This is a genomic window from Paenibacillus sp. FSL L8-0663, assembly GCF_038008125.1.
In the GTDB taxonomy this organism is placed as follows: Bacteria; Bacillota; Bacilli; order Paenibacillales; family Paenibacillaceae; genus Paenibacillus; species Paenibacillus polymyxa_D.
In genome coordinates this window covers 3,039,363-3,052,443 of record NZ_JBBOYM010000001.1, presented here as the reverse complement: position 1 = coordinate 3,052,443, position 13,081 = coordinate 3,039,363, and the positions used below count along the sequence as shown (strand labels likewise).

Genomic DNA, 13,081 nt, shown 5'->3' with positions numbered 1-13,081 from the left:
TTTATATGTGTAACCGGTTACACATTGGAGTTGAACCTACACTATGACAACAATTAAAGAAGTCGCCAGCTTTGCAGGGGTTTCCGTAGCAACCGTATCCAGAGTTATTAATGAAACTGGGTACGTACACGAGGATACACGGCGAAAGGTTGAGGCTGCTGTGAAGCAGTTAAATTACAAGCCTAATGAAGTTGCACGTTCTTTGTATAAAAAGAAATCTAGATTAATCGGTCTTTTGCTGCCGGATATTACGAACCCTTACTTTCCCTTGTTAGCTCGTGGGGTGGAGGATCGAATGCAGGAAAATGACTTTCGGATTATTTTCGGTAATAGTGATGAAGATCGCCAAAAAGAATTGGATTACATGGATACTTTTGTTCAAAATAATGTCGTTGGTGTTATTTCTTCTACCAATGATCCCGATGCCGATTGTTACGCCAAACTGAAGATCCCGGTCGTTTTTCTCGATCGAACTTCCAGTGACAGCCTCTCCGTATATGCAGATGGAGCCCATGGCGGTTGCTTGGCTGCTCAAGAAATGGTTGCACGCGGCAGCAAGCAAATTACAGTCATGCAGGGCCCTGCACATATTCGTCCAGCACAAGATCGTTTTCGCGGGGCGGTTGAAGAGCTTCAGCAATCCGGAATTGCTTACCATGTGGTCGAGACAACGTCCTTTTCGTTCAAGGAGGCCGAGTCGTGGGCCAAAGAGCTGTTTAGCAAGTATCCCGATACGGACGGAGTTATCGCAAGTAATGATATCGTGGCTACAGCGGTGATGCATGAGGCACATAGATTAGGAAAGAAAATCCCGGATGATGTTCAAATTATCGGGTTTGATGATATACCACTAAGTAGTTTGTTATTCCCGCCTTTGTCAACGATTCGACAGCCTGCTTATGAAATGGGCTGGGAAGCAGCAGGACTACTCATTCAGTTGATTGAGCATTCGCAAGTAACGAAGTCAAGTGTACCTAATCTTCATTCGAAAGTACTTACCTATTCAAGCATACAATTGCCCGTCAAATTTATAGAACGGGATACAACGAGAAGGGTGGATAATGATGGCTAAAATTTCGATTATCGGAAGCAGTTCTATGGATCTCGTAGTTACTTCGTCTAAACGTCCCGGTGCTGGTGAAACGGTATTGGGTGAAAGCTTCACAACCGTACCTGGAGGTAAAGGAGCCAATCAGGCAGTAGCCGCAGCACGACTCGGAGCCGACGTTACGATGATTGGACGTGTAGGGGATGATCATTTTGGGAAGCAGATTTTACGTAATTTTGAAGAAAATCATGTTCATACCGATTATGTGAAACCGGTTACACATATGGAAAGCGGTACAGCGCATATTATACTAGCTGAAGGCGATAACAGTATTGTCGTGGTAAAAGCAGCGAATAATGAAGTGACACCCGCCTATGTGGAAGAAGCGCTTGACGTCATCCGAAGTTCGGATATTGTGCTAATTCAACAGGAAATACCAACAGAAACGGTTGTTTACGTAAGCGAGATTTGTGCGAAATACCAGATACCCTTGTTGCTGAATCCAGCCCCGGCTCGTGAAGTGGAGGAAAGCGTAATTGCGAATGCGACCTACATTACGCCTAATGAGCATGAAGCTGCCATTATGTTTAAGGATTTAAGTCTTCAAGAAGCGCTGCGCAAATATCCCAACAAGCTGTTTGTGACTGAGGGCAGCAACGGTGTACGGTTCTTCGACGGAGAACAGGAAGTCGTGGTTCCTACTTATAAAGTAGAAGCTATTGATACGACAGGTGCAGGAGATACGTTTAACGCTGCTTTTGCAGTGGCTTTAGCTGAAGGAAATTCGCTGGCAAACAGTGTGAAATTTGCTAATCGTGCTGCGTCATTATCCGTTACCAAATTTGGAGCCCAAGGTGGAATGCCAACCCGTCGTGAAGTGGAGGAGCAAATATAATATGAAGAAACATGGAATCCTAAACAGTCATATATCCAAAATACTGTCGGATCTCGGCCACACTGACTATATTGTCGTGGCTGATGCTGGCTTACCTGTTCCTGAAGGCGTTACCAAAATTGATTTGGCCCTTAAACTGGGTGTTCCATCCTTTCAGGACGTCGTTGATGTCATTGCAGCAGATATGGTGATCGAAAAAGTAACGCTGGCCGAAGAAATCAAACAAGAAAATGAACAAGCATTACAGTATATTATGCACAACTTTGTAGGGGAGCAATTAGAACAGCCACAGATTAGTAAGCAAGTTGCCGTCATTGAGTTTTGCTCTCATGAACAATTCAAAGAGTTGACCCGTTATGCAAAGGCGATCATTCGTACAGGAGAAGCTAAGCCGTATGCCAATTGTATTTTGCAGGCAGGAGTCCATTTTGGATAAATCAATATTGAATAAAAAGGAGGGTACAGCATGCAGATTCAAATGAAAGGAATTCACAAAGCCTTTGGAACCAATCAGGTACTGAGTGGTGTTCACTTTGATCTTCGTGAAGGAGAAGTACATGCCCTCATGGGTGAAAATGGTGCAGGCAAATCAACGCTGATGAATATTCTAATCGGACTGCATCGGCGAGATGAGGGAACGATCATCATTGACGGCCAGGAAACCTATTTTGCTGACCCCAAAGAAGCGGAGCAAAAAGGAATTGCTTTTATTCATCAGGAACTGAATGTGTGGCCGGAGATGACTGTGCTGGAAAATCTGTTTATCGGCAAGGAAATGACATCCAAGTGGGGCTTACTAGATAGCTCCAAAATGAAAGCGCTAGCAAATGAACAATTCAGCAAGCTTTCGGTAAACCTTCCATTGAACGGTGAAGCAGGCGAGTGTTCAGTGGGTCAACAGCAGATGATTGAAATTGCCAAAGCACTCATGACAGATGCTAAAGTTATCGTGATGGATGAGCCGACAGCCGCCTTAACCGAACGGGAAATTCAGAAGCTATTCGAGGTTATTACTTCCTTGAAAAAAGTTGGTGTTTCGATTGTGTATATTTCACATCGGATGGAGGAAATATTCGCGATCTGTGATCGGATTACCATCATGCGTGATGGGAAAACGGTGGATACTCAGGCGATTCCCGATACGAATTTTGATGAGGTTGTACGGAAAATGGTAGGTAGAGAGCTGACTGAACGCTACCCGGTAAGAACGCCTGCTTTGGGAGAAGTGGTGCTGGAGGTCAAAAATGCTTCGCATAAAGGGTTGTTTGAAAATGTGAATTTCACTGTACGATCTGGGGAAATTGTAGGTTTTTCAGGCTTGATGGGCTCGGGACGGACCGAGATCATGCGTGCGTTATTTGGACTGGATGCTTTGGATCGTGGTGAGATTCATGTGCGTGGAAAAAAGGTGTCTATTCGTAAACCGGATGATGCAGTGAAACTAGGGATTGGCTTCATTACAGAAGACCGAAAAGATGAGGGTTTGGTGCTGGATTTTTCTATCCGGGAAAATATGGTACTGCCGAATCTGTTCAGTTTTACTTCAAAAGGATTTATTTCAGGTAAAAAAGAGTTAGATTTTGTTAACACTTTAATTAAGCGCTTACAAATCAAAACCCAATCGGGCGAAACAACGGTTCGCAGTTTGTCAGGTGGTAACCAGCAAAAAGTGGTTATTGCCAAATGGGTAGGTATTGGTCCGAATGTACTTATCCTTGACGAACCGACGAGAGGTGTGGATGTGGGAGCCAAGCGGGAAATCTACCAGTTGATGAACGAGTTGACCGAACGTGGAGTCGCGATTATCATGGTATCCTCGGAACTCCCTGAGGTACTCGGCATGAGCGATCGTATTGTCGTGGTGCACGAGGGAAAGATCAGCGGAGAGCTGAGCAGGGAAGAAGCCACACAAGAAAATATTATGACGCTAGCTACAGGAGGACAGTAATATGACAACTATGAATGAATCAAAAAGCAGCAAAGGCTTTCAAATGTCACAAATCACACAGAAGCTTGGCCCATTGTTGGGGCTCATTATTTTGGTAATCATTGTATCGGTCTTAAATCCCAGCTTTTTGGAACCGCTTAATATTTTGAACTTATTGCGCCAGGTATCCATTAATGCGTTGATTGCGTTCGGTATGACCTTCGTTATTCTCACAGGCGGAATTGATTTGTCAGTCGGCTCCATATTAGCACTATCCAGTGCGTTTGTCGCAAATATGATGCTGGCCGGGTTCGATCCTATTTTGGCGATTATCATCGGTTGTGCATTGGGTGGCGTGATGGGGATGGTCAACGGCTTGATGATTACGAAAGGTAAAATGGCACCGTTTATTGCTACACTAGCAACCATGACTATTTTCAGAGGATTGACACTCGTTTATACCAACGGTAACCCTATTACAGGACTCGGAGACAGTCTGGTATTTCAATTGTTCGGACGTGGCTATCAGTTCGGTATTCCGGTTCCAGCGATTACGATGCTCATTACCTTTGCTGTTCTATGGATCATTTTGCATAAAACACCATTCGGACGCAAAACGTATGCCATTGGTGGTAACGAGAAGGCTTCAATTGTATCTGGTATTAAAGTACCGCGTGTAAAAATCTGGATTTATTCTCTGGCTGGAATGCTTTCCGCGTTGGCGGGAGCTATCTTGACTTCACGTTTGAACTCGGCGCAACCGACAGCAGGTACTTCTTATGAATTGGACGCCATTGCGGCTGTCGTATTAGGTGGAACAAGCCTCTCGGGAGGACGCGGACGAATCGTAGGTACATTAATTGGTGTGCTTATCATCGGTACGCTAAACAATGGCTTGAACTTGCTGGGGGTTAACTCATTTTATCAAATGGTGGTAAAAGGGATCGTCATCGCTATTGCTGTATTGATTGACCGTAAAAAATCCGCATAATACACCTAATCTGCGTAGAAGGAGACACATAAATATGAAAAAGCTTACATTAATTATGACTGCCTTGCTGCTCCTGCTCATGACAGGGTGTTCCTTGGAACCGCCCGAGTGGGCGAAACCTAAAACGGCTGCAAACCTGAAGGACATTAAAATCGGCTTATCGATCTCAACGCTGAATAATCCATTCTTCGTTTCTCTCAAAGACGGAGTTGTGACAGAGGCCAAAAAACAAGGAATGCAGGTCATTGTTGTGGATGCACAAAATGATTCGGCGAAACAAAGTAATGACGTGGATGATCTGATTCAACAGGGAGTAAACGCGTTACTCATTAATCCGACAGATTCTTCGGCCATTTCCACTGTGGTACAATCAGCGAATGCATTGAACATCCCGGTGATTACACTGGATCGTTCTGCTGACAAAGGCGATGTAAAAGCACTCGTCGCTTCAGACAACGTAGAGGGAGGACGAATGGCTGCCCGATATGTGATTGATCAAGTTGGAAAAGGTGCCAAGGTGATCGAGCTGGAAGGTGTTCCAGGAGCATCCGCTACCCGTGAACGTGGGAAAGGCTTCCATGAAGTAGCAGATAAGGATCTGAAAGTCATAGCTAAACAATCGGCCGATTTTGATCGGACGAAAGGTTTGAACGTGATGGAAAATCTGCTGCAAGGCAACCCGGACGTTCAGGCAGTATTTGCCCACAATGATGAAATGGCGTTGGGTGCGATCGAAGCAATCCAAAGCTCAGGTAAGAACATTCCAGTCATCGGTTTTGACGGTAACGAGGATGCGCTTAAATCAATTAAGGAAGGGAAACTGACAGCCACCGTAGCTCAGCAACCCGAGCTTATTGGTCAATTGGCGGTGCAGGCAGCCAAGGATGTACTTCAAGGTAAAACCGTGAAAACATCCATTCCCGCTAAGCTGGAGTTAGTGGATCAATCGAAATAAAAAGGACGCTTGACCTAACATATTAAGCTATTCGGACTGATGCTGTAATGCGCATCAGTTCTTTTTTTTGGCTATTCTACGATGACGATACATACACATAAATGGAAGTTTTTTATTTTTGTATTGTAAGAAGAGACGGTAAAAGATAGAATAACAATTATATGATAATGAGAATCACTATCATATTTTGAATTGTATATATCTAAGGAGGATGTATATTGTGCAACAAAGGTACAGATTAAAATGGGAATCCACGCTTTGTCTTGTGGTTCTTTTGATGGTTGTATTGAGTGCATGTGGAAACGCAGCTAGCAACAACCAGACAAACGACAAGACCAGCACTAATGATCCTTCCGGACAATCCAAAACGGTTGTCATGCGCGAATATACTGATGCTACTGGTAATAAGATCAGTATCCCTGCAAATCCACAGCGAGTTGTCACGACACAATATTTGGATGCTATGCTGGCCTTGGGAGTTAAGCCTGCTGGTGCTGCTTCCCATTTGTTGGAAGGCGACTATTTAAAAGGTAAGATTGACGGAGTTGCGGATATTGGGAACCCGACAAATGTAGAAAAGGTGCTGGAGTTACAACCGGACCTGATCATCACAACAGAATATACCACGCCAGAAGTGAAGGAGCAGCTGGAGAAAATTGCTCCAACCGTGGTCGTTTCGTTTGGAGAAGGCGACGTATTTGAGCAACTGCGGAATGTCGCAGCCGTGCTGGGTAAGGAGAAGGAAGCCGAGCAGTGGATCGCTAGTTTCAACAAAAAGGCTGAAGAAGGTCGAAAGAAGCTGGCTGGAAAATTCAAAAAAGATGAAACGGTTACGATTTATATGGCCTACGATAAGAATGTGTTAAGGGTATACGGAGCGCGGAATGTAGGACATGTTATTTACCGTTCACTGGAATTGAATCCTCCTGAGTACATACGCCAGAAGCTGGCGAAGGACCCGAGATTTAATTATGTTTATGATGTTATTTCAATGGAAAAGCTGCCTGAACTATCAGGAGACCGAATTATTATGCTGGTTTATGATGAAGCGAGCAAGGACGGAATGCTTAAGCAAATTGAACAAAGTGCACTGTGGAGAAATCTTCCGGCTGTCAAGAACCACAAAGTGTATTTCATCAAAGCAGATCCGTGGTTTACGTACTCACCGCTAGCCGTTGACCAATCTCTGGATGAGGCCGTTAAAATGTTTTCCGTAGATCCGAAGTGATCAGTTCAATTGAAATTAGAAAGGAGAAGTCATGACTATGCTTAGACGATTTTTTGAATACTACCGTCCTTACCGGACTTTGTTCATCATTGATTTCTCTTGTGCCTTGCTGGCAGCACTGCTGGAGTTAGCTTTTCCGCTTGCAGTCAACCGGGTGGTCGATGATTTGCTACCCAGTGGGAACTGGAAATGGATTTTATATGCCTGTCTAGCTCTACTCGGTATTTATGTCATAAGTGCTGCGCTGAATTACGTAGTTACCTATTGGGGACACAAGCTGGGTATTAACATCGAATCGGACATGCGTAAAAAGCTGTTTGATCGGGTACAAAAGCAATCTTTTCGCTTTTTTGACAATAACAAAACAGGGCATCTCGTTTCCCGTATGACCAACGACCTGATGGATATTGGGGAAATTGCCCACCACGGACCCGAAGATTTGTTCATCGCGTTGATGACACTGGGGGGAGCCTTTGGTATCATGCTCAGCATTAACTGGAAGCTGGCTGTACTGACTTTCATCATTGTACCCCTCATGATTTACTTGTCTCTTTATTTCAGCCGTAAAATGTCTGCTGCTTTCCATCGTATGTTTTCTGATATTGCAGATTATAACGCTCGCATTGAAAATAATGTCAGCGGGATTCGCGTTGTTCAAGCGTTCTCCAACGAAGCACATGAAATGGAACGTTTTGCTGAGAATAATGGACGTTTTCGTAAAACGAAGCTGATCGCGTACCGGATTATGGCCTGGAATTCCTCGATTAGTTTTATACTAATGAAGCTGGTTTCATTGTTTGTGCTTGTGTGTGGAACATGGTTTGTTATCGAAGGGCAGATGACCTACGGGGAATTTATCGCATTTGTGATGCTGTCTAATGTATTCCTGGGGCCAATTAAACAAATTAATTCTGTCATCGAAACGTATCCGAAAGGGATTGCCGGCTTCCGACGGTACCTGGATTTGCTGGAAAGTGAATCGGATGTAGAAGATCTGCCTGGGGCCAAGGCGGTTAGCCATCTTAACGGAGATATTCAATTTGAAGGTGTAACGTTTGGTTACGAGAACAAAGATAAGGTATTACGCAAAGTAGACCTATCTATCCATGCAGGTGAAACCGTAGCACTTGTAGGTCCTTCAGGAGCAGGTAAAACGACACTTTGCAGTTTGTTGCCTCGCTTCTACGATGTTGAGGAAGGTAGCATTACCATTGATGGGATGGATATCCGTGAAATGAAGCTGGATTCGCTGCGATCCATGATTGGTATCGTACAGCAGGATGTATTCCTCTTTGATGGAACGATTCGTGAAAATATTGCTTACGGTAAGCTTGATGCTTCGGAAGAAGAAATCTGGGATGCTGCTCGTCGAGCTCAGATTGAAGACCTTGTTCGCTCATATCCGGATGGTCTGGGTACAATGATCGGTGAGCGAGGTGTAAAGCTCTCCGGTGGTCAAAAGCAACGTTTGTCTATTGCCCGGATGTTCCTTAAAAATCCGCCTATTCTCATTTTAGATGAAGCGACATCAGCGTTGGATACAGAGACAGAAGCCGCGATTCAGCAGGCGCTGACAGAGCTTTCCCAAGGTCGCACGACACTCGTTATCGCCCATCGTCTGGCAACAGTCAAAAATGCTGACCGCATTATCGTAGTTGCAGATCAAGGAATTGCCGAGCAAGGCAGACATGAAGAGTTATTGGCAGTAAAAGGAGCGTATAGTCGCCTGCACCAAGCTCAATATGGAACGTAAATAGGCCGATATGACACCGTAAATAGAGAGAGGAAGATTGGGCTTGACAAAGAAAATGTGGATTGTGATGATGCTTCTGTCAGTCATTTTAGTTCTTACCGCCTGTAGTGGAAACGTGAAGCAACCGGATGAAAAGCAGAATCAAACTTCTAGTGAACAAAAGTCAGAGGAAATGAAAACAGTCAAAACGATTCATGGAGATATTAAGATTCCGGTTCACCCTCAGCGGATTGTAGTAGATATGTACCAGAATGATTTACTAGCACTAGGGATTAAACCTGTGGGAAGTGTTAAATATTATCTGGATAATCCGTTTTCGAAGGAGCTTGTGCAGGGCATTGCAAGCATTGGAGATCGCGGCAGCGTATCCATTGAAACAGTATTGACTCTGGAGCCTGACTTGATTCTAATTGGTTCCAAAGATGCTTCTGAATATGAAAAATATAGTAAAATTGCTCCGACCATCGTCATTCCTTATGGAACGTATAAAAATGTGCATGAGGAACTGACAGCTTTTGGTGAGCTACTTGGAAAAGAACAGGAAGCCAAAACATGGCTTGCCCAATACGATCAGCGGATGCAGGCTGCACGTGACAAGCTAAAGGGTATTATTCAGCCTGAGGATACGTTCACCGTAATGGAAGCTTCGGATAAAGAATACTATGTATATGGTGATAATTTTGGCAGAGGAGGACAGGCCGTATACAGAGGACTCAATTTGACACCTCCGCCGCTTGTCCAAAAAGAATTATTAGGTGAGACTCAATGGAAGTCGGTGTCAAAAGAAGTCATTAATCAATATGCAGGCTCTTATATCTTTCTGACGGTTAACAAGGATTTGAGGGGTTACAAAGGAGACAGCATATGGAAATCACTGAATGCGGTCCGGCAAGGTAAGGTTTTTGAGCTTCAGGAGGATCGATATTGGTACTTCGACCCGATTGCCATTGTAGGACAAGCTGAGGAAATCGCAGATATGATCGTCCAGCGGAATAAAGAGAACGCCGCACAGAAGTAGTCGTTTCGGTGTTGTTCGCAGCCCTTTGGTATTTATGCCGAAGGGCTTTATTTTTTCACAATAGGGTAGAGCATTAGGCACTCCTCGAAATTTGCTATTGAAGCTATTGCCACATTAATTTACAATAGTAAAGATTGCGTGATAATAATTCTCATTATCAACATCATCTTCAACACAGTTCGTGATAGCTACATACTATTCAACAGTAAGGGTGAACAATAGTTATGAAATTATCAGAATCATCAGATGGCCCCGCTCAAAGTAAACATAACCAGTCGCCGACTCAATTCCACTCGCGACCTTGGGCGGCTACGCTTATCCTGACAGTTGGGCTTGGAATTTTAGCGTTCGGTATCGCGCTATCCCTATCTTTTGGTGCAGCCTCTATTAGGCTAGAAGAGGTATGGAACGCTGTTTTTCATTTTAAACCCGAGTTGCAAAACCATCAAATTATTTGGGAAATCCGTCTACCTCGAATTCTGGGTGGGGTTTTAATCGGTGTTTGCTTTGCCGTTGCAGGTGCAATTATGCAAGGAATGACTCGAAATCCACTTGCTGACTCGGGCTTGCTTGGACTGAACTCGGGAGCCAGCTTGGCGATGGCGATTTGCTTTGCACTTTTTCCGGGTTCTTCTTTTTTACAATTAATGTTGTATTCCTTCGTTGGTGCAGCTCTGGCTGTTGTGATGGTATATGGTACAAGTTCTATATCCAAATCAGGTCTCACGCCAGTTCGTCTTGTATTGGCGGGTGCAGCTGTCACGGCATTGCTGTCTGCCTTAGGAGATGCGATCAGTTTGTACTTTAATGTTGGACAGGATTTGGCTTTTTGGTATGCCGGAGGGCTTAGTGGAACCAAGTGGGTTCAGCTCGGTATAGTTTTGCCTTGGGTTGTGGCAGCTTTTATCGGCGCTCTCATGTTGTCGCGCTCCATTACGCTGCTTAGTCTGGGAGACGAAATTGCATTGAGTCTTGGTCAGCGAACTGGGGTGGTAAAGGTAGTCGGGATGATTCTTGTTCTGATTCTGGCGGGTGCAGCGGTGTCATTGGTTGGCTCTATAGGTTTTGTGGGATTGATTATTCCCCATATAACCCGCAAGCTGGTTGGCGTCGATTATCGCTGGATTATTCCGTGCTCGGCCATTATGGGAGCTTTACTCATTGTGTTTGCCGACCTGGCAGCCCGTATGATTAATGCGCCTGAGGAGACACCAGTGGGTGTACTTATTGCCTTAATTGGGGTTCCGTTCTTCCTTTATCTGGCACGTATGGAAAGGAGGGCACTGTAAAATGAATAACGTTACGAATGGGGCTATTGCCAAAGCTAGTCATCGTAAAAAAATCCATGATTGGATGGTTGTTGTCATTCTGCTCATATTGCTCATTGCTGCGTTCACCATAAGTGCAAATACGGGAACCATCCGGCTTTCGCCAATGGAGCTATTTAGAACTTTATTTGGGCAAGGGACTCCACAGCAGGAATTAATCCTATTTGAATTCCGATTGCCACGAATGGTTATTTCCCTTCTAATCGGTGCAGGCCTCGCTGTTTCTGGCTGCATTATGCAGGGAGTTTCGCGTAACGGTCTAGCGGACCCTGGTATTCTGGGGATTAATGCGGGCGCCGGGCTGATGGTCATGCTGTTTGTATTGCTTTTTCCATCAATGCAAACTACAAATTCATTGTTTTTACTTCCCGCTCTTGCGCTGATTGGATCAGGAGCAGCTGCTATTCTCATCTACGCGCTTTCTTACAAGAAAGGCGAAGGGATTTCCCCGACACGACTACTGCTGAGCGGAATTGGCGTAGCGGCGGGTATCAGTGCTGCGATGATCATTATGACTCTTAAGCTGACACCTGAAAGCTACACGTTTGTAGCTAATTGGTTAGCAGGAAGCATCTGGGGCTCAAACTGGAAATTCGTAATGGCTCTGTTGCCTTGGCTGATTGTATTACTTCCTTTCGCATACTACAAAGCAAATGTGATGAATGTGCTTAATCTGGGGGATCAGACGGCATCGGGGTTGGGTACACCTATCGAAAAGGAACGTATTCTCCTTCTCGCTGCTGCGGTTGGGTTGGCCAGTTCTAGTGTTTCGGTTAGTGGCGGTATCGGCTTTGTCGGTTTGGTGGCTCCACATTTGGCGAGAAAGCTGGTGGGTCCGAAGCATAAAATGCTGCTGGTAACCTGTGCTTTAGTCGGAGCACTCCTGGTACTTGTAGCGGATACGATCACACGATCTTTACCTTTACAGAAAGAAATTCCGACAGGTTTGATTGTAGCCATCCTTGGTGCGCCATACTTCTTATATCTGCTGAGTCGCTCCAAAGGGTAACATCACGAAAGAGTACCACCTGTCAATTAAAGGATACGCAAACAAATAACCTTCAACACCACTAAGCAAGTGGGGCTGAAGGTTATTTGTTTCATTTAATTTAGCAGCCTTTCATCTCAACGGGAAGTATTCAAGGCATGAGAGGTTTGATGCAGCTCTCTGATCATTTTATGCAACGTGTAATTTTCCTGACGTGTCACGCCGTGTTGATTTTCCTGAACCAGCAATTGATGGATGTTTCGTTTTAGAATTTCACTTCGACGTTCCAGCATTTCGGTATTCATAAATAAATGAACACTCCCTTTGTCATGAATAAACCTACATTTTTGAAATGAGCATAGGCCGAATATAAGGTTGCCTTTCGACTTCTTTAAGTATATCGTGCTGAATGATCAAGGGAAAACGGAGCGAGACTGCAAATTACTTTTTCTCATCATCCATGCCGTGTCGACAGCGACTCACCCCATGAGTTCTTAGATATACTTCCTGATGCTGGCGATAACAAGGGATTAGGGGCAATTAACTTAATGTATATAATTTGACTGTCTCATGTTTTCTGATTTAAAGGCTATCATGGGGAGTTGGGGTTCTTGTGTGGAACATGACGGTTGGACAGCTCGAATAATAGATCATTCGATTTGTGTTCAATATGAACATACAGTTGCGATTACAGAGGATGGTCCTCAAATTCTGACACTGCTATAAAGTAGTAGTGCCTTTCTGGTTACTGGCGAACAAAATTATAACGAATAAGAATCGCATAAATGCGGTTCTTTTTTAATGCTAAAGCTTTCGCTCGGATGCTAAACAAGAGGAAAAACGCTCTATTTGCCCTTGAAAAGCGTTAAAAAAACAGCGTATAATATAAATTATACGCTGTTTAGGTTTAAAACGACTTTTGGAATCTCTTCTGCGTAAGATGTCGATTG

General features: G+C 44.3%; 12 protein-coding genes and 1 pseudogene. 12 read left to right on the top strand and 1 reads right to left on the bottom strand.

Going from position 1 to position 13,081, the window contains the following annotated elements:
* The first annotated feature begins 43 nt into the window (after window positions 1-43).
* The 11 genes from MKY75_RS13015 to MKY75_RS12965 all read left to right on the top strand — a co-directional run bounded on the left by MKY75_RS13015 (window position 44) and on the right by MKY75_RS12965 (window position 12,152).
* Window positions 44-1,072 (top strand): LacI family DNA-binding transcriptional regulator, encoded by a 1,029-nt coding sequence (locus tag MKY75_RS13015; RefSeq protein ID WP_069011760.1) that lies wholly within the window; start codon window positions 44-46, stop codon window positions 1,070-1,072.
* Window positions 1,065-1,943: a ribokinase gene (gene rbsK, locus MKY75_RS13010; protein WP_340885601.1), complete on the top strand. Its 879-nt coding sequence runs from the start codon at window positions 1,065-1,067 to the stop codon at window positions 1,941-1,943. Before MKY75_RS13015 ends, rbsK begins: the two co-directional genes overlap by 8 nt.
* A 1-nt stretch (window position 1,944) precedes the next feature.
* Window positions 1,945-2,379, top strand: coding sequence for a D-ribose pyranase (gene rbsD, locus MKY75_RS13005; protein ID WP_340885599.1), 435 nt, complete (start codon window positions 1,945-1,947; stop codon window positions 2,377-2,379).
* Window positions 2,380-2,409: 30 nt separating this feature from the next.
* Window positions 2,410-3,891, top strand: a complete 1,482-nt coding sequence (locus MKY75_RS13000; RefSeq protein WP_340885597.1) for a sugar ABC transporter ATP-binding protein — start codon at window positions 2,410-2,412, stop codon at window positions 3,889-3,891.
* 1 nt (window position 3,892) lies between these two features.
* Window positions 3,893-4,861 carry an ABC transporter permease subunit gene (locus MKY75_RS12995; RefSeq protein WP_013310465.1) on the top strand — a complete coding sequence of 323 codons (969 nt, stop codon included), beginning with the start codon at window positions 3,893-3,895 and terminating at the stop codon, window positions 4,859-4,861.
* Window positions 4,862-4,895: 34 nt separating this feature from the next.
* On the top strand, window positions 4,896-5,816 hold the full coding sequence (gene rbsB, locus MKY75_RS12990; protein ID WP_165146578.1) for a ribose ABC transporter substrate-binding protein RbsB: 921 nt from the start codon (window positions 4,896-4,898) through the stop codon (window positions 5,814-5,816).
* 220 nt (window positions 5,817-6,036) lie between these two features.
* On the top strand, window positions 6,037-7,044 hold the full coding sequence (locus MKY75_RS12985; protein ID WP_340885595.1) for an ABC transporter substrate-binding protein: 1,008 nt from the start codon (window positions 6,037-6,039) through the stop codon (window positions 7,042-7,044).
* Between the two features lie 37 nt (window positions 7,045-7,081).
* Window positions 7,082-8,797, top strand: coding sequence for an ABC transporter ATP-binding protein (locus MKY75_RS12980; protein ID WP_340885593.1), 1,716 nt, complete (start codon window positions 7,082-7,084; stop codon window positions 8,795-8,797).
* Between the two features lie 37 nt (window positions 8,798-8,834).
* Window positions 8,835-9,815 (top strand): ABC transporter substrate-binding protein, encoded by a 981-nt coding sequence (locus MKY75_RS12975; protein WP_322252711.1) that lies wholly within the window; start codon window positions 8,835-8,837, stop codon window positions 9,813-9,815.
* 224 nt (window positions 9,816-10,039) lie between these two features.
* Entirely contained in the window at window positions 10,040-11,104 is a 1,065-nt protein-coding gene (locus MKY75_RS12970) for a FecCD family ABC transporter permease (RefSeq protein WP_069011772.1), read from the top strand.
* A gap of 1 nt (window position 11,105) precedes the next feature.
* Window positions 11,106-12,152, top strand: coding sequence for a FecCD family ABC transporter permease (locus MKY75_RS12965; protein WP_322252709.1), 1,047 nt, complete (start codon window positions 11,106-11,108; stop codon window positions 12,150-12,152).
* Window positions 12,153-12,268: 116 nt separating this feature from the next.
* On the opposite strand, the gene MKY75_RS12960 is transcribed toward MKY75_RS12965, so the two are convergent.
* Window positions 12,269-12,436 carry a hypothetical protein gene (locus MKY75_RS12960; RefSeq protein WP_340885592.1) on the bottom strand — a complete coding sequence of 56 codons (168 nt, stop codon included), beginning with the start codon at window positions 12,434-12,436 and terminating at the stop codon, window positions 12,269-12,271.
* A gap of 298 nt (window positions 12,437-12,734) precedes the next feature.
* Between MKY75_RS12960 and MKY75_RS12955 the strand changes: the two are divergent.
* Window positions 12,735-12,857 (top strand): annotated as a pseudogene (locus tag MKY75_RS12955) (type I methionyl aminopeptidase); the annotation flags it as partial.
* Window positions 12,858-13,081: the final 224 nt, after the last annotated feature.

Coding starts and splice junctions, on each gene's coding strand:
- MKY75_RS13015 (WP_069011760.1), top strand. CDS start 44: ATGACAACAATTAAAGAAGTCGCCAGCTTTGCAGGGGTTTCCGTAGCA.
- rbsK (WP_340885601.1), top strand. CDS start 1,065: ATGGCTAAAATTTCGATTATCGGAAGCAGTTCTATGGATCTCGTAGTT.
- rbsD (WP_340885599.1), top strand. CDS start 1,945: ATGAAGAAACATGGAATCCTAAACAGTCATATATCCAAAATACTGTCG.
- MKY75_RS13000 (WP_340885597.1), top strand. CDS start 2,410: ATGCAGATTCAAATGAAAGGAATTCACAAAGCCTTTGGAACCAATCAG.
- MKY75_RS12995 (WP_013310465.1), top strand. CDS start 3,893: ATGACAACTATGAATGAATCAAAAAGCAGCAAAGGCTTTCAAATGTCA.
- rbsB (WP_165146578.1), top strand. CDS start 4,896: ATGAAAAAGCTTACATTAATTATGACTGCCTTGCTGCTCCTGCTCATG.
- MKY75_RS12980 (WP_340885593.1), top strand. CDS start 7,082: ATGCTTAGACGATTTTTTGAATACTACCGTCCTTACCGGACTTTGTTC.
- MKY75_RS12970 (WP_069011772.1), top strand. CDS start 10,040: ATGAAATTATCAGAATCATCAGATGGCCCCGCTCAAAGTAAACATAAC.
- MKY75_RS12965 (WP_322252709.1), top strand. CDS start 11,106: ATGAATAACGTTACGAATGGGGCTATTGCCAAAGCTAGTCATCGTAAA.
- MKY75_RS12960 (WP_340885592.1), bottom strand. CDS start 12,436: ATGAATACCGAAATGCTGGAACGTCGAAGTGAAATTCTAAAACGAAAC.